A 21,939-nucleotide genomic window follows, 5' to 3' on the forward strand; every position below is an offset into this window, starting at 1 on the left:
ACGGACGCGGTTCTCCTGGTGCATGAGCGCCGTATGCAGACGAGTGTCGAACTGAATGGCCCGATGAAATCTTCCATTCAGATTGTGCGCGAGCAGCTTGCGCTACTTGAGACAGCGGAGCGACTGGAAATAGAGGGCTTTAAGGAGCTCGTTGAGGGCAGTTCGCTTAGCGTTGACGAACTCTACCGCCGTGCGACAACCAATTGCTACATCCACGCTGAAGAGGCCCTCGAGCTGGGGATAGTCGCCGATCTGCTGCGGTAGCATTGTGTTCAGGCGAGATATCCGCGGCGATTCCGGAGTATCGGATTGACAATGCGAAGCCCGCGCTTCTTGGGAGAGAGCACGGGCCACGAGTATCGACTGCACTTGGCGGGCGATCGGAACCAACGGTCTGTGGCGACGTTGCGATGGCAGTAAGACAATGCTGCCCCAACGGAGACCGACATGATAGAGCCCAAGGAACGTCTGGTGCAGTGGCTTCGCGACGCTCACGCCATGGAAGAACAGGCCGAGACCATTTTGAGCGGCCAAATCGAGCGTCTGGAAAACTATCCCGAGATTCGCGACCGGATGAACACGCATCTCGAAGAAACGAGGCAACAGGCGAAACGTCTCGAACAATGCCTCGACCGGATTGGCGATGGATCTTCGACCCTGAAGGATGCCGGGGGTAAGATAATCGCCTTCGGACAGAATATCAGCGGCATTTTTGCAGGCGACGAGGTGATGAAAGGATCGCTAGCCAGCTACACGTTCGAGCATATGGAAATCGCCAGCTACAAGATGCTCATTGCCGCAGCCGACGAGGTCGGCGACCTCGAGACCCAAAGCGCGTGCAAAGCAAATTTGCGCGAAGAAGAGGCGATGGCCGACTGGTTGGAAAACAGGCTCGGCACAGTCACCAGCGAGTTTCTCAGACGCGACGAGCGGGACTCTGACACCGCGAAACGGTGACGTGCAGAGGCGCCGCTCTATTTGCGCTTAAGGGCGAGCTGTCGCGACCCATACGCGGGGGAATGGCGAGCCCTTTACCTGCTACGAGCCTATTGCTCCGGAACCGCGGAGGTCTGTGGATGATTTCGCGCGGCCTCGGCAATCTCGGGGATGTATTTGGTCGCGGTGCAGCTTCGGTTCGTGTTCGAGCGCGCATCGAACACCTCTTTTTCGCAGACCCGCTCAGCGAGCTCGATGGGAACATGCACAGCCAGAGGCACCTCAGTCTCAGATATTCCGAGCTTGGCTGCGATTTTCTGTTTCACCTCTTGCCTACCGAGCGAAACGTCAACGCCGACGTCTTGCGGGTCCTGAGAATCTTCCGTCGTCGGCGATGCGCCTTGCCCGGGTAGATCGTCTTGCTGCCCAGTCTGAGCAAATGTCTGAACGGTAAAGAGCAGCCATGTAATCACAGCCGGCAGCAATAATCGGTGGGGGAGTGTTTTCATGCCCAGCCTCCTGCAGGTGCCTTGAACAACGGGCAAAGTGGTCGAAGCGTTCCAGAGGAGCGGCGTGCGCTTTGGGGAGCCGATGCAGCCCGCCGTGCCGAAGAATGTGGCAATTTTTGTGCTGTGCTGTTGGAACCTGATTTGGCGACAATTTCAGTGCGGCAACAAGCGCTGTGCTGTCGGATCGGGGAGAACAATGCGGCAAAATTCACCGACAAAGAAAAACAAGACAGAAAGGAGCGCACGTCGGATGCTGCGCGGGAATTGATCGAGGTCGAGCGCGCGGCACGAAATGCAAAGACGGCTCGGCTCCGGCAACAACGACTGAGAATTGAAACCGCTCTTCTGGGGCACCGGCACCGCAACCGAAGAGGGATTGGAAGGTGAAGAGGTGGTAGTAGGCACGCTGCACGTGGCGCTCTCCAATCATCCGCGGCGGTGCCGGAACGCGCCGGCTTCCTGCGCCGCTTGGCCGGCGGCGAGATTCGACGTGCGCCAAAAGAAGGGCTTGGTGCAGCTCACGCAAGCTTTGCCGCCTCAGACCTCAGCATAGGAATTAATGTACGGGAATTACCAAGCCGTAGCCGCCTTGGAACGAATAATCCGGCTCAAGCTTACTTTGGCGATCCAGGTCCCTCACTCGGATCACCGGTCACTCGATCGGATTGGCCCGTCCTCGTACCAGGGCGGGCGATTGTCGCCGGGCGATCTGACTGACAGGAGTGAACAACAATGTTTGCAGATGAGATTGCGGCAAGGCGTCTGAAATCCCTGGTCGACCACTATATGGAGACCAGGAAAAGGCGGCACGATGTGGTTTCCACATCGAGGGCTGAAACCGCCATACGGGAAGTCCTCCCCAATTGCCCTGTGTCCGGCAAAGCCCTTGATGACATGATTGCCGCCTGTGCCGTCGAGCATGGTCTCGGCGTGCTGTTCGACAGGTCAGAAATCACCGACAGCGTCAGATGACCGCTGGCCGGCGAAGGCGCTCAAGGCAGTCCGACACGTCGAGTGTCCGGTTCATATATCCCCCGGTTGGTACGTTTCCGACACTATCCGTGAGCCTCTATGCATCTAGATAGCCATGGAGGTGGAGTGAGCATGCCGAGATATTTTTTCCATATCCGGAACGAGGAGGGGCACCTCGTGGAGGACCTCGAGGGGCAGGAATTTGCGGATTTGGCGCAGGCTGAGGAGAACGCGATGGCCTCCGCCAAGGAGATCCTGGCGGAAGGACTGCTCAGCGGGAAGCCAGTGCTGACAGGCGCGGTCTTTGAGATATGCAACGAAAATCACGCATTGGTGTTGCGATTTCCTTTCTCGGATGCCGCTACAAAGCCCGGTGCCCGCCCTTAATGCCTAAGTGACTGGCTTTCGGACTTTAGAACCCCATATATAGTTTCATCGTTCGCACGTTGTCACGGGCGCGAACGGCTGGGAGATCGGAAAGCTCTTGCCCTACCGAGGGTGGAGTCATGTTTAACCAGCCCAATACGCTCTATCAAAATAATTTACTGCGGCGACTTTTCCCTAGCGATCTGGCATCGCTCGAACCCCACATGGAACGGGTAGCGCTGCCGATCCGGACCCAGCTTGAGTCGGCGAAGTCCGTTATCGGACACGTGTATTTCCTAGAAGAGGGCATCGCGTCGGTCGTCGCCAAAATACCTAAGGGCCGGGATACCGAGGTCGGCCTGATCGGCTTGGAAGGCATGACCGGAGCCTTAGTGGCTCTAGGTGGCGATCGCGCCCCACATGACACCTATATGCAGCTGGCGGGAAGCGGCTTGCGAATTCCAGCCCCGGCACTGTCGTCTGCTCTGTCTGAGAGCACTACGCTGAAAGCCCTTCTGCTTCTCTATGTCCAGACCCTTTATATTCAGACCAGCTACACCGCCCTGGTGAACGCACGGTCGAAGTTGGACGAACGTTTGGCTCGCTGGCTTCTGATGTGTCACGATCGCGCCCGCGGCGACCGGCTTGCAATCACCCACGAATTCATGTCCGTCATGCTCGGTGTGCGGCGACCGGGTGTCACGGTTGCAATCCAGGAGCTTGAGGGCAGGGGCCTGATCAGAGCCACGCGGGGTGAGATCGTCATCAGGGATCGTGATGGTCTGTTCCAGTTGGCCGATGGCACCTACAGCGAGCCGGAGCGGGAATATGAGCGGTTGCTGGGGACAATCAACAAGCCGCTATGATCGGGGGCTTCGGCGAAAGTCACGTTAGCAACGAGCGCCACCGTTGTCGGCAATTCAAACGACGCATCGCGCTGGCGCTCCCCACCGTCTAACCCTTTCGCCATCCATATTCTTCACGGCATAAATCGCTTTCGCGAACCGGCACTTGCATGATCTGGGACTTCGCTACCCAGCGGCAGTTTGCGTGTGCACTTCGCCGATGTTGGACCCGGGAAGGTGCCCAACCGGCGTCCAGGCAGCCTTGTGTTCTCAAGTTACATTCTTATCAATATGGTGGGAGCACTCAGAGACCGGCGGCTCGCTGTTTCCGCTCGAAAGTTCTCATGGCCCGATGGATGTTCCGGAGAGCTTGGCTGGAATCGTGCCACCCTTCGAATTCGATCTGCTTGTCGGTGCCGGACACCGACGCCAGGAAAAACTGCTCGATCTCGGATCGCAAACGATCCGGAATATTCTCGCCAAGGAGAGACTCGCTATGCGCATCTTGCTTGTGCGGGCAAAATACATAGCGATCGTTTCTCACGGTCTCGCCGTTCTCCGTTTGCATGACACGAAGGGCCGCCAGCAGATCGCACTTGATGACAACACCGGGAGCGCTGGCTGCCTCATGGATGACTAGACCGTCGAGGGCATCGCCATCGTCGCCCAGCGTAGAAGGCAGAAAGCCCCAGTCGTAGGGGTAGGCTAGGCCTGCTGGAAGCGGCCGCGTATATTCGAAAAGCTTCTTCTTGGGTTTGTAAGTCAACTTTGCTTCGGCGCCACGCGGTGTTTCCACGACCACCCTGACCCGACCCTTCGATGTAGTCGTAGGCAGTGTCAGATAATTCGCCACGTTTGGTCCTCGCCAGTCCATCCCAATGGCCCTAGACTTCTCTAAGCGGCGGATGGCGGATTTGTTCCGAGCGTGCCTATCCGCGTTTTCACGAAAACCGGTGCGAATTGGACGCGCAAATACACTGGGCTCATCGAAGCCGCCAGAGAGCTTGAGATCGAGAATGCGATCACCGACCGCAAGGCTTCGGGAACACGCCGGTCCACTGCCCAAAGAGTTGAAGAAACGGCCGGCGAAGCAGTGGGCCAGAGGCGGTGAAACTGCATATCAAGCACCTCCGCGGCGAGTATATCCGACATCGTTCTGCGCCGTGTATCAGCTACGAATCGGAACCGGTAGTTGGGAGCATTGGCGGGCAAAAAGGTGCTGCGGCTCTACCTACCTCCTTGGCCAATACACTTCACGTGCTCGGCGGCTGCTGCCGTTGGCGCTCAGCTTCGGCTGCATGCCATGCTCGGTCGATGGAGCCTTCCTCAGCCTTGTGGACGTACTGCGAGCAAACTAGCCAGCCTTTGAACGGTCTTAGCAATGCAACACACGCGCCAACGGTGAGGGGCAAGGTGGTGAGCGCATGCATCCAATAGGACGGCTCATACGTGAGCTGAAACCATAGTGCGAAAGCCAGCGCCGGGAACGCCACGATTGACATGGAAAAGAAGGCCGGGCCGTCAGCCGGATCGGCGAACGAGAAATTCAATCCGCATACATCGCAACTCCGCGCCAGCTTGAGATAGCTTGCCCCTGTTGGCAGCGCGGGCAACGGCCCTGATGCCAGTTAGGACGGGGTTGGTCGTTTCGTTGTAGGTCATCCTAGAAAACCACATGGCAGCGGCATTGTTCCGAGGCAGGCTGCGTCCTCGTTGGATTTCGGCGACGAGGAGTAACTGAGTTTGCTCGCGCCATGTGGCGTAGATAGCGCAGCTCGAGGGAGCTACCAGAACCCCTAGGTCCGCTCACCGAACTTTGCCCCGTTTTCAGGCGTCCGGCGACGATCGTCGGGTGGAATCTGGATGCCTCGGTGCGGCCGAACTCACGGCCAATTTGAAATCCCGCGTAAATGAACAGCCGCTGGGTTCGAACAGCGCGTAATAACCAATGGCAGGCGTCGAACGTGCGAACATTTTGGCGCGGCAAGCTTCCGTTCTTATAGGCGGGAAATTCAATCAATTGCAGGAATCGAGCGCTAGCTGTTCGCCCACCTCAGTGGACGCAGACAGTGGCCACCAACAGCACTGCAGGATCCATGTTGAACGCACTCTCCAGATCGCTGCCGAATAGCTGGAGCCAAGCGTCCTGCGCGCGGTAGGCGAGAACTTCGCGCCGAGCTCGGTCGCTGAAATGCGAACGATGAACTTTGACGCCGATGCAGTGCGCCAAGCACGATCTGGGTGCTTCTGGTCTCAACGAGATTGCGATAGGCGGCAATACATGGGATCGCGGTTCTGGCGTCATTCCCTCATAGCGCTAGCAGCTCGTATATGAGCGCTGATGGCAGTGGCGTCTCTGATCTCCATTCGGAGTTGGGCGATCTCACCGCGCAACACGACCATTCGCATCCGATGATGCGTAAGGCTGGCACGCAGAACCCGCGCTAGCTCGATTCGTTAAATGGGTAAATTTTCATCGCCCATGTAGCACGGCTTGTCGGCTATCTGCTAATCGGGTCTTTCAGAGGCGGCGCTCGTCAGCTTTGTTTTCATCGCGTCGCCTTCCGCCAGCGGCCGATCGCGCCCCGGCCTCGCTGCAAAACCACCGTTCACCTTTGCTCGAGGTAATCAGCGTCTCATTGTAATATTCTTGGCCTGGTACACGGTAGATATGCTCACCAGAGTTCACGCCGATGTTGCCTTTAAAGTTGCAACCTGAGCCGAGAAGGCTGACGCCCGTCGATGACTCGCGGACCGTCTGCAGGAAAAGCCTTAAAGCTTCGGCCCTAGATCACGGCGCAAGAGACGCGCTTCTCTCAGGATCGAGGCACGATCAAGCCCGATTAGCGATGCAATGTCCCGTATCTGCTGCTCAGTGGCACCGGACTCCCGCGCAAGCGCGCGTACATAATCGTCCGACAGGCGAGCCCGTCTTGCTTCATCAGCCATAACACAAATGCCTAGCGTTGGGGCAGGAGTGCGATAGCTCCCAAGCGTCAGCGCCCGTTGATGCGTGGCTGGCGATTTCAAATCTTATGCGCTGGCGCAGATTTTAGCCAGCCGCCCTTCCGTTAGATCGACCCCCATTATGAGCGGCCAAGAGGAAAACGGGCCCAAGTGATCAGAGTGCGCGGTGCGCGGCAAGCGAACTGGCCAAAGCTACAAGCACGGAACCGTCGGCAGGTTTCCCGACAAAAGTCCCGGCATTGAAGGCCTCACCTCGGCCCTCAATGTCCGTGGCACTATAAATTAAAAAAAAGGGATATTGCGGGCCACGAGTTCTTCAGCAACCGAAGAGCTGACGCCGTCCTGCAAGAGCACGTCCAGGATGACGACGTCCGGCTCAACCAGGGCCAAAATTTGTCTTGCACGAACGCAACTCGGCTCCGAGGCTACCGCAAAGCCAGCCTGTTTAAGGGAGGCCTCGATCTCAATGACGATCATCGGCTCGTCCTCAACGATAAGTGCTAGAGGCTTTCTCATGTGCTCCTCCTGCTGGGCAGGAGCACGATGTGCGCTGACACCACGGCAATCAGTTCATAAGCCTGTCCGGATCAGAGTGCATCCTCATTTGTTAAAGCGAGCGAAAACACAGCGCGCACAAGAGACATGGAGCCAGGCTGTCATGCGATCGCCGACTGCATACTGGATGCTGGATGCTGGATGCTGGACGGACGCGTCGGGAGATCATGCGCTCGCTGCGGCCGAGCGCCGCCGGCAATAAGGTCGAGGCGCGGCTCGCGATCGCTCGTGCAATGATGCGTGCCGGCCCGCCAATTTGAGTCACGACTGGTCTTAAAAGGCGTACACTTCACGAGTCGCCCGCACCTCCACGGCAAAGCTGGCGCTCGCGCCGGCAGGAGATCGAAACCAAGACTATTCGTCTTTCTTCAGCTCTTCAGCTTCGTCCTTCAGCCGTTGCCAGTCTGCGCCGTGCTTGCGAAGCAATGCCCGCGCCTGTTTGGGCGTCACATCTGTCACCTCCGCCAGGTGCTCAACTTCGAGTTCTGCACCCTTCTTAACTCGGCTCGTGTCGCTCGTTCTCTTGTACGCCATCTGTTGCGTCCTCCTGACCCACGGCCAATGCAACGGATGTTCAACGTTGTGGTTCCGCCCCTGTGGAACCAACTGCCGGCCGTGTAGTTCTACCGCCGAAGGAGATCCCAAATGCTTCGGTTCTTAATCGGTCTTGGCGCGCTGTATGCGGCATTTCAAATCGGCCGGGAGTTTGGCCGCACAGACGCGGAGGTCATCCAGACTCCACCCGACGATCGTCGCACGACGCCTGGAAACGGGGCAGAGTTCGGTGAGCGGACCTAGGGGTTCTGCTAGCTCCTCAAGCTTGCGCTATCGACGCGACATTGGCGCGATTACGCATTTATTCGATTCTCGGCGATCGGCTATATTAGCCAGCGTGAACGGAACGTGATTCCGCTGGGTTGCGGCAACGAAAGTTGGTTGTCGGCGTTGCGCTTGTTCGCCCGAGGAGGAAATAACTCGTGCCAAGCCTGGATGCGAAGCCCCGCCAGTTTCCCACGCTCGCAGATATTCTGTTTGGCCTTGGTTTGGGCGGCTTTTTCGACGGCATCGTCTTTCATCAGCTGCTCCAGTGGCACCACATGTTAACCAGCGCCGGCTATCCCGCCGACAGCGTCGAAAACCTACGATTCAACACGCTCCTCGATGGTCTGTTCCACGCCGCCACCTATCTGTTCGTTGTGCTTGGGCTGCTCCTGCTCTGGCGCGCCGCGCATCAATCGCACCTTCGGTGGTCGGGAAAAATGCTGGTCGGCACAGTGCTTATCGGATTTGGCTTATTCACCTCGTCGAAGGGCTGGTGGATCACCAGATCCTCGGCATCCACCATGTCAACGAGACCGTCCCGCGGGAGCAATGGATCTACTGGGATTTGAGTTTCCTGCTTTGGGGTGCGCTGATGTTGGTCGGCGGGTGGAGGCTGTGGAGGCAGGGCAGGCGTGCCTCGCCAGGCTAGTTGCGTTGAGGTGCCTGCCCAGTTCAGCGTGATCGCCGCGCAGATGCCAGATGCGCAGCTTCATCTCGGGCGTGTCCACCTCTTATCCGCATCAGCAGCGTGGAACATCTGAGGCGAATGCAAGTTCGGCCGGTAACACCCACGGAGGTAACCAAGCCCTTGTGTCCAGCTTTCTCCTCGGACGTGCTCATGCGCAAGCTGCGTGGCATCGCTGAGATCAGCGATGATGACGCCGCAGCCTTGGAAGGCCTCCAGATTCAGGAGAAGGAAGTTCCGGCTAACAGGGATATCCTCATAGAAGGCGATCGGCCAACCAACTCATTTGTCGTCTTGGACGGCGTAGTATGTTCATACAAGCACACAGGTGAGGGAAAGCGGCAGATCACCAGCTTCTTTGTCGCCGGCGATCTCCCGGATCTGCACGGCATCCATCTCACAGTCATGGATTGCAGCTTCTCCAGCATGACGCCCGGCAGATTGGGGTTAATCCGCCACAGCGCTCTTCGCTCGATTTGCGAACAGCGCCCGCGCGTTGCAGCCGCGTTCTGGCGATCGACCCTGATTGACGCTGCAATCTACCGGGAATGGGTCACCAACGTCGGGAGACGGGACGCCTACGCTCGTATGGCCCACATGTTATGCGAACTCATTGTGCGGTTGCGGTTTGCAGGACGCATTGAGGACCACGTCGCGGATCTGCCGATCACCCAGGCAGCATTTGGTGATGCGGTGGGTTTGTCCGTGGTTCACGTGAACCGCACGCTTCAGGCGCTACGAGGCGACGGGCTGATCGCGATGTCAGGTACAAAGTTCCGTGCCGTCGATTGGCCGGGTTTGGTTCAGGCAGGGGACTTTGATCCGACTTACCTGCACCAGAAGGACCCGGACGTGGCATTCTAATGACGGAAGCCAACATGCCAAGGTATTTCTTTGATAGCGGCGATCGCCAGCATCTCGTGGAAGACAATACGGGTCTGGAATGCGAGGGGATTGAGGCAGCGCGCAATGCAGCCGTCGAAGGGTTGACCGAGCTGGCGAAGGACGAACTGAAAGGTCCCGATGGGCAGCAACTCATCATGGATATCAGGGACGAGAGTGGCAGAAAGGTTCTGAGGCTTAGCCTGTCGCTGGTGATCGAACCGCTTGAGTAAACGCCGCCTCGCCGACGTCCAACAAAAGAGGGACCTCGACTGAACCATGCGGAGCACCAGCGGCTAGTAGCTGTGCAGTGAACGAGGACCGAGCTTTTAGCCGACCTCGCGGATCAAGGCGGTGCGGGCTTTGCCGAGCGATACGAACAGCCGATCTAAAAGGCCTTCGTCCACTTCGGAAGCCAGGCCGAACCGCCGGTCGTGCTCAACGATCCTGTCTTGGATCGACACGAGGATTTCATACCGAGCGACAAGGCTCGTCAGGACTTCCTGATGTTGGGAGGTCAACGCTTTTCTTTCCGCGCTACAATCGGGCATAGAGTCGAAGGCGTTCATAAAGAACTGCCGTCTCGTCAAATTCGCCATCTGAGAAGAGTTCCATTGCGCTAACGCTCAGGCGCTCCGCCTGCTCGCTACCGACGGGAATACCTTCCTCAACGCAAACACGATCAAAGACCTGCTTCAACAAAGTCAGGTCACTAGGAAAGGCAATGCCACTCTTTGCAGACTTAAGGCCGACCATATGCCTTTCCTCTCATTGGGGTGGAATCGCGTTAGTCGCTCACCGCGGGCGATACCCGAGAGTGATTAGCGCCGATCGGAAGAGGGTAAGGCAATGGGCGCAGAGAGTCTTGAAAAACGTTTGTACGTTTTTATCAAATGCCGTGGCTCTTAGAAACCAAGTGCGACCTTCCGATGTCTCGGCATACAGGAGACGGCCGCCGTGACCGTTGCCCTGAGATCATGTGGATGCCGGATCACCGATCAAGCGGGCATACTCTGCCTCCGGCTGCCCATATGAGCCGTCTGCCAAGGCGATGAGCCCATCTCGGTCGCGGACAATAACCTCTCCACGATTTGACCTGATCAGGCCGCGGCCCTCCAGCAACTGAAGTGCCACGGTGACGCCCGGCCGTCGTACTCCCAACATGACTGACAGGAACTCATGGGTAACCGGCAGCCGGTCGCCTTCTATGCGGTCGTCGCACATGACCAGCCAACGTGCCAGCCGTTCTTCTATTTTCAAGCGCGCATTGACCAGGGCGGTGTAGCTGGCCTGGATATGCGCGTAATGCACATAGCGCAGCAGAAACAACCGCAGCGTCGGGCTGTCGGAAAGCGCGTTGTTGAATGGCTCGGCGTCCATGCTGAGAACCTCGGCCTCCACCTGAATATAGCAGTCGTGCGGGGATCGATCGCCACCCATGATCAGCGCCGAGCCGGTCACGCCCTCGAAGCCGATGAGGCGAACCTCGGCGTCAATCGCCGGACGAAGCTTCGCGACCACCGAGCCGATTCCCGTCTCAAAGAAGTGGACGGCCTCGATCGCGGCATTTGCGGTTTCGAGCTGAGTTCTCAGAGGCAGAAAGCTGCTTTGAAGGTGAGGCCTCAGCAATCGCAGGTCGGCCGGAGCCATGCGTCGCAGCAGTTCATTTCTATATGCAATTTCTGGGCTGCGAGTTGGCTGCGGGCGGTCGCTGTCCTTTGAAAAGACGAGGTCAATTTTTGAGGTGTTGGGGCTGCTCATAGCTCCCTCCCGAATTGGGGCGGAAGCACGATGCTCGCTCACAGCCAGCGATGCCCGTGAAATCTATCGCCGATAAGAGAAACCTACGCCGATCGGCGCGGAGAGTCGATGCTTTCTGACTGGTCGACACCGATGGCTTACGTGGATGCTCATGCTGCCGGTTAAACGGCACAATAAGCCTTTAACTGTCCAGGCAAGCAGTGCGACGCCGATGCCGTAGGAAACCAGAACAACCGCCAACGCGGCCCAAGGCCTGTGTCTGCCAAAGCGGCCGCTCGCTGAGAAGTTGCTTCATGCCGGCGAACGCACACGCCTGGTGTTCCGTGCGGGCAATAAAGCCCGCGCCCCTGGAGGGAGAGGACGCGGGCCGATCGGTGCATCGGGCCGATCTGCAGCCGTCATTGGGAGGGAACAATAGCTGCACGTGCCGAACTTTCGTGTCGAGCATGTGTTCCTGAAGTAGGGCAAAAAACTTGGGAAAAATTAGGATTGCAACGTACAATACTCGCGAGGCCGGCGCACGCCGCGTCCGCAAAGTATTGGAACCGTTACAGGGATTGCGCATTACAACCGTAGCGGTCGATCCCTCGCCAGGATATAGCCGCGAAGGTGCTCCTCAAAGGCCCGCTGCGGTCCCCTCCCGCGGCGGGCTAACTGTGAGCTCGGGCTATCATGTTCTCGGCTGCGTCAGTGAATCGGACCCTGTTGTCACCCATCATGTGACCACGTAGCATTCGGAGCATCTCCGGCCCGGCGCGCTCGACGATGGCTTTGCAGGTGTAGGCAGGTTCTCCTGTTGCTCGGCAACGACATGGTCAAGATCGGGGATGATTGCGCCGAGCACCTGGAACCGCCAAAGGTCGTGCTCGCGGGGTATAGGTGTTGGAATGCGTCGCATCAGAAGAAGCCGAGCAATGTCGGCTGGCGATGTCCAGGTTCCGATACCACATTCGGCTTCATCGTCTAGCAGCTTTTCGCCCCGACGAGCCGCACCCGATATTGCCGGAAAGGGGAGGGGAGTTCGCACCCGCTGGCATCCCGGAGCAGGTCTCCGTAAAGAGGGCATGTGATACGCCACCCAGCAGCTGGCTTCGCACAATCGGTCTTGGTGCTGGTGCCATGTGATCGGGCTGCAGTTCATGCGGCATTGCGTTGGTCCTCGCGGCGATGAGCCGATGCGATGATTGCGCGACATTTGTGGACATTCGACGCACCACGGCCGGCTCGGTGGCGAACATGTTGGCGACGCGGATTTCCTGATCACCGTTCAGATGGAGATCGGTTGCTTGCAATGAGGAGACCTCCGGCAAGCAATGTCGAAGCATCACGAGTGGTGGAACCGCGTGAAAGGCAGCGTGCCGGCCGTTCCAGGACGACAGAAGCTCGTTGGCAACGGCCGGCAAACATACCGGCAATCGCTGTGGTTCCGCTTCTCGCATCATGCGAACGCCGCCTCGGCATCGAACTCGGGCTCCCAATTATCGAGCGCCTCGTTCGTGATCTGCTCGCGCCCGCTTTCGATGGCCTCGACGGCGAGGCTGTTGACCATGTGGAAGATGTTGGCCGTGATACCCTCGGTGATCTGCAGCATCCGCCGCAGCGATTTCGGGGTGAGCACCGAAGGTCGACGCAGCGGCGTATTGCGCAGGATAGACGCCACCAGAGTCTCGAACTGCTCGTTCGAGGCCCACCTGTTCAGGGTGAACTGCTCGAACCGACGGGCCAGTTGCACGTCGGCGCAGATGGCGTCGCGCGCCTCGTTGACGCCGAAGCAGACCAGCGAGATTTGCAGACGGTTGCTGCACGCCTGTGGCCTACATGATCCGCAGCGCAGCCTGTTCCATCTGGACGATGTCTGCGCGCGGCCGTTGCGGCGCGCCGAGAAAGGTGAGCAGTTCGGCGTAGAAGCGCCGCTCGCTGGGTTTGTGCTGGTTCTGCGGCGACGGACAGCTGTCGTCTTTCTAGTGTCCCCGCATCGACCAGTTCACGCTGCGCGATCGCGGTGCGAACGATGGCGCGGGTGTCGACTTCACGCCGTCCTTCCGCAAGCAGGGTGCGTCGGGCGGTCAGCGCCTCATGGAGCGTAATCGAAGGCAACATCACGTCGGCATAGCGGGCTTCCACGAAGTTTCCCCGGCGCCGGTCGAAGTCAATCCGCATCCGCCAAAGCCAATACCTCAGTAACCGCATCGAGCAGGATTATCGGCGCATCAAGCGCCGCGTGCGGCCGATGGTAAAAGTTCAAATCGACGCACGCCGCCGCGGTCACCGGTCCTGCATCGAGATGGTCCACATGATGCGCAAATGACAGGCGCGGTACGCCTTCAATCCGAACCCGTCTCTCAGTTCGAAATCCTCGCTGCCGCATGAGATTGCCAACGCTCTGGCAAATTCTCTGACCAGACAAAACTTTACGACGGAACCGCTGCCGCAATTCGTTGTTTCTCATGCCACTGCAGGGCTCGCAGTCGAAGGCGGCAGGACGTGGTCGACTGTTGGTACTGACTGAAGCCGGTGGTCAGGTCATCACCGCCAGCTGTGGCGCTTGCCGTCTGCGGCCAACCGCTGGACGACGGGCTCAAGGTCTTCAATCGCGATTCGCGTAAGGAGTTCGATCTGATGTTCCATGAAGAAATGGTCGCCGGCGCAAAAATGGGCCTTGAACTGCTTCGTGGTATGCTCTTTCCAGCCGAGAATGTGGTTGCCCGTAACATATGGGTCGACGCGGCCGCCAATCGCAGTGATTGGAGCGTCGAGCGGAGGATGGGAACCGTAGCGATAGGCGTTGTTCATCGCGTAGTCCGCTTGGATAATCGGAAGCATCATCGAGTGCATTTCGGGATCTTCGAACAGGGCCTTGTTGTTGGCGAAATTTACCTCCTTTAGCATCTCGACGAACTCGCTCTCGTCGAGTTCGTGTTCGGCCTTGCCGGTCCCGTGATTGAACTGCTGGACGTCAATGGCTAACTGATCGTCATTGTAGATCTGTGGCGAGCGACCACCGGCCACAAAGAAGTATTCCGGCTGCAGCCCGTGATCGCGGCGCACCCGATGGGCAACCTCGAAGGCCTGGATACCGCCATAGCAAAACCCGAAGAACGCGAACGGTTTGTCCTTAAGGAAGGGCAGCATCTCCGGCACGATGCCGTCGACCATGTCCTCCATCCGCAGCCAGAAGCCCTCTTCCAGGCGCGCGCTGCGGCCTGGCATCTGCAGGATGCCGAGCTCGATGTGATCCGGCATCTTGTCGATCCAGTGCTGGAATACGAGCGGGCCGCCGCCGGCATAGGGAAAGCCGATCAGGCGGATCGGCGCGTCGGGCTTCGGACGCGGAATGATCACCGCGCTCTTGTCGTAGGTCTGGGCGCTGTCGGCCACGACCGGCGCTGTCAGTACCGCCTCGCCATCCGCAATGCCCCCGAGAGTGGCGGTCACCTGCGTCTCAGTATCGGCCGCGAGCTCCGCGATTGAAGCACCCATCACGAGCTTCTGGAGCGAGACCTCGATGCCGCTCTTGGCGAGTTTGTTGCGGAACTCAATTATAGCCAAGGAGTCGAATCCCATTTGGTTGAGCGCTTCGTCCATCGGCAGGCTGTCCGGATCGGCGATGCCGAGCACACGGGCGACTTCTCCGCGCAGGAAGCTTTCGATCGCCTGACCGCGTTCGCTCGGCGCGACCGAGCCGAAGAGCCGCGCAAGTGGATCTGTCGCGTCGTCGTCATTGGCCGCCTGCGGATTCTTGTGCACATTCGACAGAGGCGTGAGCCAAGCCGGCGTCTCCCCGTACTGCTTCTTGGCGAAACGTCGCCACAGGATCGGCGCTGCGGTGAGCGTGCCAGTTGAGGCGAACAGGCCCTCCAGCCGCTCGAGCGCCTCCCGGTTGCGGATCGCGAGCAGGCCGAAATCGGTCAGGCGCTTGCGCAGGCGCTCGTCGAGTCCGGACGCCATGCCGGTTTCCGCCCACGGACCCCATTCGATGCTGACACCTGGCAGACCCTCGGCGTTGCGGCCCTCGACAATGCGGTTCATGGCGGCATTGGCCGCCACGTAAGCCGCTTGGCCCTTCATACCGAGAAGCGCGCTAACCGAGGAGAAGCAGACGAAGAAGTCGGGTGAGAAGCGACGGCTCGCGTTGTCGAGAACGAGCGTACCCTGGAGTTTGGCCCGGAGTGCGCGTTCCAGTTCGCTCGCCTCCTCGATCGATCCGAGCGTGGCGTCCTGAACGATGCCGGCGGTGTGGATGATCCCGCCGAGTTGATGGCCCGCCTCCGAGAGATCGCCCAAAATTCGCTCGACTTCGACCTGGTCGGCGATGTCAACCGCATGCGCCGCGATCTCAGCGCCCGAACGTCGCAGGGCTTCGAGCCGTTCCTGTTTGGCGCCGTCTGCGACGTCCCTGTTGAGAAGCACGAGGCGGCGCGCACCGTGATTTATCAGCCATTCGCCCATTAGCGATCCGAGAGCGCCAAGCCCGCCGGTGACGAGATAGGTCTTCTGCGGATCGACCGCGCAATCCATACCGACATCGCGGCTTTCGCTGAGGCGCAGGACGTAGCGTTCCTCGCCACGCACGGCGTAGGCGGTCTCCGACCCAGAGCCACCGAAAAGAATGCCGATCGCGATCGCGATTTCTGCGTCGCTCGGCTCCGCGCCGAGATCGATGTCACCCCCCCACAGATCAGGATGTTCGCTCGCGAGCACCATCGCCATGCCATGTAGTGAGGCGCTGACCAGTGAGGCTGGACGAGCGGCGTCCGGAATTGGTGTGTCTGTTTGCGGCACGGCACGGCCGGACTGGCCGACGACCCATATCTTCGCCTTCGTCAGATTGCCATGCTTGGTGGCTGCCTGAACCGTCTGGACGAACTGCATGAGGGTGGCGGCGTGGCTGTGCGCCGCCTCAACGATCTGTCCACTTGACGCGCCTTCCGCGCTCTCAGGAGTGACGATGATCCCCGCGACATACTCGTCGAGCACACCGCCAGATAGACCTGTTTCGACATTCGAAAGAACGACCGCTGTCTGCCTGGGCCCTTCCCGCTTCGCCTCGATCGCCTGAGCCAAACGTCCGGCGAGACCGATGGCATTGCCCAGGATAATCCAGAGGGCCTTGTCTTTCGGCAGTTGCGGCGCCGACTGCTTTTCCACGTGCCATTCGCGGCGGCAGTGCCATGCCAGCCGGTCGCTCGCTTTCGCGTCGATCCAGTGATGCTGACGCTCGAAGGGATAGAGCGGAAGATCGACGAGCCGGCGTTCATTATCCGGCAGATCGGTGAGTGTATCGATCGCAAGGCCGGCGACGAAAAGGCGGCCCGCGGTCTCGGCGAGAACCTCTTCGTCATTGCGGGTGCGATTGAGGCTCGAGACGAATTGTGAGGGCGAGGCAATGCCATCTAGGGCCGCCTGCGCCATCGGAGTGAGGACCGGGTGCGGACCGATTTCGAGGAAGAGATTCGCCCCAATTTCTTGCGCCGTCATTATGCCCTGATGGAACAGTACGGGCTGGCGAACGTGGTCGGTCCAGTAGCGCGCATCAGCGACTTCCTCGCCGGCGACCTTACCAGTCTTCGCACTGATCAGTCGGCCGTCGGGCTCGGAAAAATCGAGGGTGCTCGCGAACGCCTCAAACTGTTCGAGGATCGGATCCATGAGATGCGAATGAAAGGCGTGCGAGACCTTCAACTGCGTCGTGCGGATGCCTTTTTCCTTGGCGACCTTGATCAGCCTTTCAAGTGCGTCCGTCTCGCCCGCGACCACCGTACTGGCTGGTCCGTTCTCGGCCGCGATGGCGAGCTCAACTTCGGAGTCCCGGATCATCTGATGGGCTGTGTCCGGATCAGCTGTCAGGACGACCATGCCGCCATTACGTGGAAGCCGACCCATCAGTTCGCCGCGCTTGGTGATCAGCTGCAGCCCGTCCTCGAGTGAGAACACGCCGGCAAGATGGGCCGCCACGTATTCTCCGATGCTGTGGCCCATGACGATCTCTGGGACGAAGCCCCTAGCCTCGAGAACTCGGGCGAGTGCAAGTTCGATCGCGAACAGGGCGGGCTGGGTATATTCGGTATCGTGAACGAAATGGGCGAGCGTCCCGTCACCGTATAGGATGTCGCTCAATCCGTGCTTGCGAATCCGTGCGACCACCGCGTCACAGGCGTCGAAGGCTTCGCGGAAGATCGGATCACTCTCGTAGAGTCCGCGCCCCATACCTTCGCCCTGGCCGCCCTGTCCGGTGAACAGAGCGGCGGGAACCACGTGTTTGGAGACATCGACACGGGCATAATCGTTTGCGCGAAGACTCTCTGCCAGCCCCCTGGTTGTCCGACCGGTCGCGAAACTCCGATACTCAAAAGCGCGGCGGGCGGTGTTCGCAGTGAAGCAGATGGCGTCGCGCTCGTTCGGCTCTGCCGTATCGAGTCGCAGAGCAAAACTCTTGGCCATGGCGCCCAGGGCCTGTGGCGTGCGTGCCGAAATGTTCAGCGTACGAGGAATGTCCGGGTGGTGCGGCGCATCATTCGGCTGAGATAAATCGTTCGTCTCGCTCGGGGCTTCCTCCAAAATGACATGGGCATTCGTTCCGCCCACGCCGAACGAACTGATGCCCGCGCGTCGTGGACCCTTGGACGTCCAGGGCACAGCGCTAGTCGGCACGGCGAAGGGAAGGCGATCGAAGTTGATCTCCGGATTGGGCGTCTTGAAATTGACCGCCGGCGGCAAGGTTCGCGACTTCAGTGCCATGACCGTCTTGATTACACCCGCGATGCCGGAAGCGGCGATCGTATGGCCGATATTCGCCTTCACCGAACCAAGGGTAATCGGCGCGACATCCGCCGGCAAACCGGCGAAGACTTCGCTGAGGGCTTCGATTTCGATCGGATCACCCAGTTTCGTGCCCGTTCCGTGCGTTTCCAAGTAGGAGATCGTTTCCGGCGCGAGCGAGCTGTTCATGAGTGCTCTAGCGACGACGCTCGATTGGCCCTCGATGCTCGGCGCCGAGAAGCTGATCTTGTCGTTTCCGTCATTGTTGATCGCTGATCCGCGAATAACAGCGTGGATGGTGTCACCCTCGGCGAGCGCGTCATCGAGACGTCGAAGCGCAACCACGCCGACGCCACTCGAAAACACCGTGCCGCTGGCCTCGGAATCGAACGGACGGCAGTGGCCGTCGCGGGACAAAATCATGCCCCCTTGATAGCGATAGCCCGCACGGTCGGGAATGATTGCAGTGACACCGCCCGCCAGCGCCATGTCGCATTCGCCGTTCTGCAGACCGCTGCAAGCCAGATGGAGACTTACGAGTGAGGTCGAACAAGCTGTCTGGACGCTGATGGCGGGGCCGATGAGGTTGAGGCGATGGGCCGCCCGAGTCGCTAGGTAATCCTTATCGTTTCCCAGCATGGCCTGGAAGCCGGTCATGGTGTCGAGCATGCCTTCCTTGCTGAAATCGTGCGAGCCGGCTACGCTCCTGGCGAAATAAGTGTTCGGGCCGGAGCCGGCATAGATGCCCGTTGTCATCTCGGTCGAACGGACGGCGTAGCCAGCATCTTCGATGGCGTGCCAAATGTTTTCCAGGAATAGTCGGTGCTGCGGATCGAGGAGAGCCGCCTCACGAGGCATGATGCTGAAGAAGTCAGCGTCGAAGTAGCTGAGGCCTGTAAGCGGCGCGCCGTGGCGGATATAGTCCTCCGCTTCCCACTGCTCGGGGTCGACGCCCGCGCCGGCCAGTTCGACATCCGACAACTGACGAACGCTCTCGCGTCCGGCAATAATGTTTTCCCAGAACGCCTTGGGCGTATCAGCATCGGGGAACCGGCAGGCCATGCCAATAATCGCAATGGGGGTAGCTCTGTGAATGGGGCCGTTCATTATTACCTCGTCGCTGCTCCGGCCTTCTGATCTTTGGTTTCCGGAGCGTGTTGTCTGCTGGAGCGGGTCATCGGTGCGCAGGATCAGCGCGGAGAAGCGCGTCCTTTGGTCGACATACGCCGGGTTGCGAGACCGGCCAACGTCGTGTTCGATGCATCGCCCTTCGCCGAGTTTCGCGATAAAAAGTCTGCAAGCCCCCTCGGCGAAGGATGCCGGAAGACCAAGATCGCTGACATGTTGATCCCGAATTGGCGGCGAAGGCGGCGTTGAAGCTCCGGGACCATGATCGAACGCGCGCCGAAATCGAACACGTTATCCGAATCGGCGAGCGAGGGATGGTCCAGAAGCTCCCGCCAGTGGGAGGTAATCGCGCTGCACAGGTCACCTCCCTTCGTCGATCCGCTTGTAGTGGCACTGGCAGCCTTCTCGACAGGCGGCGCCGAGGTCTTGACCTTTTCGGCACATAGCCTTTCGGCGATTGATTTGCGATCGACCTTGCCACTTGCCGTTTTAGGCATCGCGCTCATGATCTGGACACGGTCCGGCGCCATGTAGCCAGGGAGCATCTTACGGACATGGGCGCGAACTACTGTTTCGAGACCGTCGGTTGGCGCCTGATCTTTGCTCGTTAGGCAGGCGATCAGCCGTCCCGTTCCATTTGCATCACGCTCGAAAACCACGGCGACTTCGGCCACGTCTGGGTGATCAGCTATAACGCTCTCAATTTCCCCAAGTTCAACCCTATAGCCGTCAATCTTGATTTGGTGGTCACGGCGACCACAGAAGAAAAAACAACCACTTTCATCTGACGTCGCAAAATCGCCGGTCCGATACAATCTCGTTGGCGTGCCATTAATATCGATAGTCAGGAACCGTTCCTCTGTTCGCTCCTTATCCTGGAAATAACCCTGCGCGAGACAAACGCCACCGACATAGAGCTCTCCCACCTCTCGTGACCTCACCGGTCGCGCATCTTCATCTAAAATAAAGAGTTCGACATTCGGCAGAGGCCGACCGATAGGCGGTAACCTAGGCCATTCGGCTGGATTGCTATCAAGCTCGTGACAGGTGACGACGTGTGTCTCGGAGGGACCGTACTGATTGAAGAGCCGACACTCGGGGAGGTTGCTGAAAAACTCGCGCAAACCGGAAGAGACCACGAGTTGTTCGCCGGCGGTGTGGATCTCCCGTAGACTGTTGGGAAACAGATTGCGCTCCACACAATTCGACGCCAATTGTTGGAGAGCGATAAATGGCAGGAACAATCGTTCCACCCGGGCACGCTGTATCTCGTCCGAAAGCAAATCGGGGTCGATCCGCTGTTCACTCGTTAGGATGACGATACGGCCACCAGAACAGAGCGTAGAGAATATCTCCTGAAACGATACATCAAACGAAATGGTGGCGAACTGAGCCGTTGCCGCATTGTCTGACAGCGTCGAAAGTTCGATCTGCCAGTCCACAAGGTTTTGAAGCGCTGCTCCTCCCATGTCGACCGCCTTCGGCTTGCCAGTCGAACCCGAGGTAAAGATAACGTAGCCACTGGAATTCGGCGACAGCGCCGCATCTCGGTCGGACGATCCAGCACCGGCTGCGCCCACTCCAATTTCCTCGACCATCACCGCCGAGCCCGACGAAACATCCTTGAGGATCGCCGAACAGACTGCCGATGAACTGAGGAGCACGCTCGGGTCCACTTGCGCAAGCATCTCGCGAATGCGACTCTCTGGAAGACTTGGTTCCACGGGAACGTAGGAAACACCCAGGATTTGACAGCCCAGGATCGCCGCGATCCGGTCAACACCGATGGGAAAATGAATTGCGACGCGGTCCAAACCCGCTTCACGTCCAGTTTTTAGGGCGCGAGCTATCTCACAGGCTCGCAGCCACAAATCCATGTAGTTGATCGTTTCTGTTCCGAAAACGACAGCCAGACGACGAGGAAATTCGGATGCATACCAAAGGACGGACGCTGCAATGGTCCGCTCTGAAGGGCCTGAGGCGTTGTTTAAACTCTGCATGATTTCCCTCAGAATGCCAGATATGATAAATACATTTTTACTGTATCCGTGGTAAGTTCACAGTCAATCCATTCAATAAAACTTCACATGTTCTTAATATTTCGACCGAGGTGTGCGGGCATCGCCAGATACAGTGCCGATCCCCTAGGCATCTCGCTGCCGGTTTCGAAGGCATGAGGAAGACGTGTCCATGGATGCCGGCGTCCTTCTGCGTGGCCCTGGAGGCGAGGCTCCGGAAATTGCTTCCCTGATCGGTTTTGAAGATGTTGGGCCTGTAGCAGCAATCGCCTCCTTGAGGGCGCCGGCAGCGGGCTTCACCCCAAGGCTGATGCTGCCAGTGAGCAACGACACCCTGCTGTGCGTCGTGCGGCTGCGCGGCTGGCCTCGAATAACGACAACAGCGGCCAGGCAGAATCGCTCGAAAGAGCGAGCAACGCCATCTGGTCGATCAGCTTCGTAATCTCATCCAGTGATGACCGTTAGCGCCATCAACTGCAAAACCGACCGCTCCTTTCCAATGCGCTGCCGCCCACCGCGTCCCCCCTCATCCAACGTTCGGATTGATAGAATCCCAGATATTCTCACCGATCCAGTCACCCGCGCACGGGTCTCCTGGCGCTACATATGGGCAAGGGATACAAGCTTGTTGCCATCCTGGGGCACGATTCCGCGTTCCTAGAGCGCGTCCTGTTTAATCTGGGTCGTATCCAGCTGCCTTGAAGTAGTTGGCGCATTCGGCTGGGGTGAAGCGT

Annotated in this window: 16 protein-coding genes and 6 pseudogenes; 10 read left to right on the forward strand and 12 right to left on the reverse strand. The window is 58.9% G+C overall.

Annotated elements, in window-relative coordinates; genetic code table 11:
• Together AC0L25_RS29505 and AC0L25_RS29510 are read left to right on the forward strand one after the other, a co-directional pair.
• Positions 1-264: pseudogene (locus AC0L25_RS29505) on the forward strand (hypothetical protein); the annotation flags it as partial.
• 183 nt (positions 265-447) lie between these two features.
• The gene (locus tag AC0L25_RS29510) at positions 448-957 is read left to right on the forward strand and encodes a ferritin-like domain-containing protein (protein WP_473598706.1); all 510 of its coding nucleotides are present in this window, start codon (positions 448-450) and stop codon (positions 955-957) included.
• A gap of 89 nt (positions 958-1,046) precedes the next feature.
• Here AC0L25_RS29510 and AC0L25_RS29515 read toward each other — a convergent pair whose 3' ends face one another.
• Positions 1,047-1,445 carry a YdbL family probable chaperone protein gene (locus tag AC0L25_RS29515; protein ID WP_473513635.1) on the reverse strand — a complete coding sequence of 133 codons (399 nt, stop codon included), beginning with the start codon at positions 1,443-1,445 and terminating at the stop codon, positions 1,047-1,049.
• Positions 1,446-1,466: 21 nt separating this feature from the next.
• On the opposite strand from AC0L25_RS29515, the gene AC0L25_RS29520 reads away from it, so the two are divergent.
• The 4 genes from AC0L25_RS29520 (at position 1,467) to AC0L25_RS29535 (ending at position 3,649) form a co-directional block, all read left to right on the forward strand.
• Positions 1,467-1,832 (forward strand): hypothetical protein, encoded by a 366-nt coding sequence (locus AC0L25_RS29520; RefSeq protein ID WP_473598707.1) that lies wholly within the window; start codon positions 1,467-1,469, stop codon positions 1,830-1,832.
• Between the two features lie 345 nt (positions 1,833-2,177).
• Positions 2,178-2,417, forward strand: coding sequence for a hypothetical protein (locus tag AC0L25_RS29525; protein ID WP_473494788.1), 240 nt, complete (start codon positions 2,178-2,180; stop codon positions 2,415-2,417).
• A gap of 132 nt (positions 2,418-2,549) precedes the next feature.
• Positions 2,550-2,804: a DUF6894 family protein gene (locus tag AC0L25_RS29530; RefSeq protein ID WP_473494789.1), complete on the forward strand. Its 255-nt coding sequence runs from the start codon at positions 2,550-2,552 to the stop codon at positions 2,802-2,804.
• A gap of 119 nt (positions 2,805-2,923) precedes the next feature.
• Positions 2,924-3,649, forward strand: a complete 726-nt coding sequence (locus AC0L25_RS29535) for a Crp/Fnr family transcriptional regulator (protein ID WP_473494790.1) — start codon at positions 2,924-2,926, stop codon at positions 3,647-3,649.
• Positions 3,650-3,932: 283 nt separating this feature from the next.
• Here AC0L25_RS29535 and AC0L25_RS29540 read toward each other — a convergent pair whose 3' ends face one another.
• The 4 genes and pseudogenes from AC0L25_RS29540 to AC0L25_RS29555 form a co-directional block, all read right to left on the reverse strand.
• Positions 3,933-4,481 (reverse strand): inorganic diphosphatase, encoded by a 549-nt coding sequence (locus AC0L25_RS29540; RefSeq protein ID WP_473598708.1) that lies wholly within the window; start codon positions 4,479-4,481, stop codon positions 3,933-3,935.
• Positions 4,482-4,881: 400 nt separating this feature from the next.
• Positions 4,882-5,290, reverse strand: a pseudogene (locus tag AC0L25_RS29545) (DUF983 domain-containing protein).
• Positions 5,291-6,877: 1,587 nt separating this feature from the next.
• Positions 6,878-7,111, reverse strand: coding sequence for a response regulator (locus tag AC0L25_RS29550; RefSeq protein ID WP_473598709.1), 234 nt, complete (start codon positions 7,109-7,111; stop codon positions 6,878-6,880).
• 393 nt (positions 7,112-7,504) lie between these two features.
• Complete coding sequence (locus AC0L25_RS29555) at positions 7,505-7,684, reverse strand: DUF3606 domain-containing protein (protein ID WP_473598710.1); 180 nt, start codon at positions 7,682-7,684, stop codon at positions 7,505-7,507.
• A gap of 443 nt (positions 7,685-8,127) precedes the next feature.
• Here AC0L25_RS29555 and AC0L25_RS29560 point away from each other — a divergent pair.
• The 3 genes and pseudogenes from AC0L25_RS29560 (at position 8,128) to AC0L25_RS29570 (ending at position 9,772) form a co-directional block, all read left to right on the forward strand.
• Positions 8,128-8,621: pseudogene (locus AC0L25_RS29560) on the forward strand (DUF2243 domain-containing protein).
• Between the two features lie 189 nt (positions 8,622-8,810).
• Positions 8,811-9,521, forward strand: a complete 711-nt coding sequence (locus tag AC0L25_RS29565) for a Crp/Fnr family transcriptional regulator (protein ID WP_473494794.1) — start codon at positions 8,811-8,813, stop codon at positions 9,519-9,521.
• A complete protein-coding gene (locus AC0L25_RS29570) occupies positions 9,521-9,772 on the forward strand; it encodes a DUF6894 family protein (RefSeq protein ID WP_292552555.1) in 252 nt (83 codons plus the stop codon). Before AC0L25_RS29565 ends, AC0L25_RS29570 begins: the two co-directional genes overlap by 1 nt.
• 96 nt (positions 9,773-9,868) lie before the next feature.
• On the opposite strand, the gene AC0L25_RS29575 is transcribed toward AC0L25_RS29570, so the two are convergent.
• The 5 genes and pseudogenes from AC0L25_RS29575 to AC0L25_RS29595 form a co-directional block, all read right to left on the reverse strand.
• The gene (locus tag AC0L25_RS29575) at positions 9,869-10,108 is read right to left on the reverse strand and encodes a hypothetical protein (RefSeq protein ID WP_473494795.1); all 240 of its coding nucleotides are present in this window, start codon (positions 10,106-10,108) and stop codon (positions 9,869-9,871) included.
• Positions 10,077-10,295: a hypothetical protein gene (locus AC0L25_RS29580; RefSeq protein ID WP_065008840.1), complete on the reverse strand. Its 219-nt coding sequence runs from the start codon at positions 10,293-10,295 to the stop codon at positions 10,077-10,079. The genes AC0L25_RS29575 and AC0L25_RS29580 overlap by 32 nt, the downstream gene beginning before the upstream one ends.
• A 219-nt stretch (positions 10,296-10,514) precedes the next feature.
• Positions 10,515-11,189 carry a Crp/Fnr family transcriptional regulator gene (locus tag AC0L25_RS29585; protein ID WP_473494818.1) on the reverse strand — a complete coding sequence of 225 codons (675 nt, stop codon included), beginning with the start codon at positions 11,187-11,189 and terminating at the stop codon, positions 10,515-10,517.
• A 1,549-nt stretch (positions 11,190-12,738) separates the two neighbouring features.
• Positions 12,739-13,104, reverse strand: a pseudogene (locus AC0L25_RS29590) (TniB family NTP-binding protein); the annotation flags it as partial.
• A 13-nt stretch (positions 13,105-13,117) separates the two neighbouring features.
• Positions 13,118-13,225, reverse strand: a pseudogene (locus AC0L25_RS29595) (TniB family NTP-binding protein); the annotation flags it as partial.
• Positions 13,226-13,434: 209 nt separating this feature from the next.
• On the opposite strand from AC0L25_RS29595, the pseudogene AC0L25_RS29600 reads away from it, so the two are divergent.
• A pseudogene (locus tag AC0L25_RS29600) lies at positions 13,435-13,605 on the forward strand (DDE-type integrase/transposase/recombinase); the annotation flags it as partial.
• A 221-nt stretch (positions 13,606-13,826) separates the two neighbouring features.
• Here the strand turns inward: AC0L25_RS29600 and AC0L25_RS29605 are convergent.
• Positions 13,827-19,166 carry an SDR family NAD(P)-dependent oxidoreductase gene (locus tag AC0L25_RS29605; protein WP_473598711.1) on the reverse strand — a complete coding sequence of 1,780 codons (5,340 nt, stop codon included), beginning with the start codon at positions 19,164-19,166 and terminating at the stop codon, positions 13,827-13,829.
• 83 nt (positions 19,167-19,249) lie between these two features.
• Entirely contained in the window at positions 19,250-21,187 is a 1,938-nt protein-coding gene (locus AC0L25_RS29610; RefSeq protein ID WP_473598712.1) for an amino acid adenylation domain-containing protein, read from the reverse strand.
• Between the last annotated feature and the right edge of the window lie 752 nt (positions 21,188-21,939).

The organism is Mesorhizobium sp. WSM4813 (genome assembly GCF_055811555.1).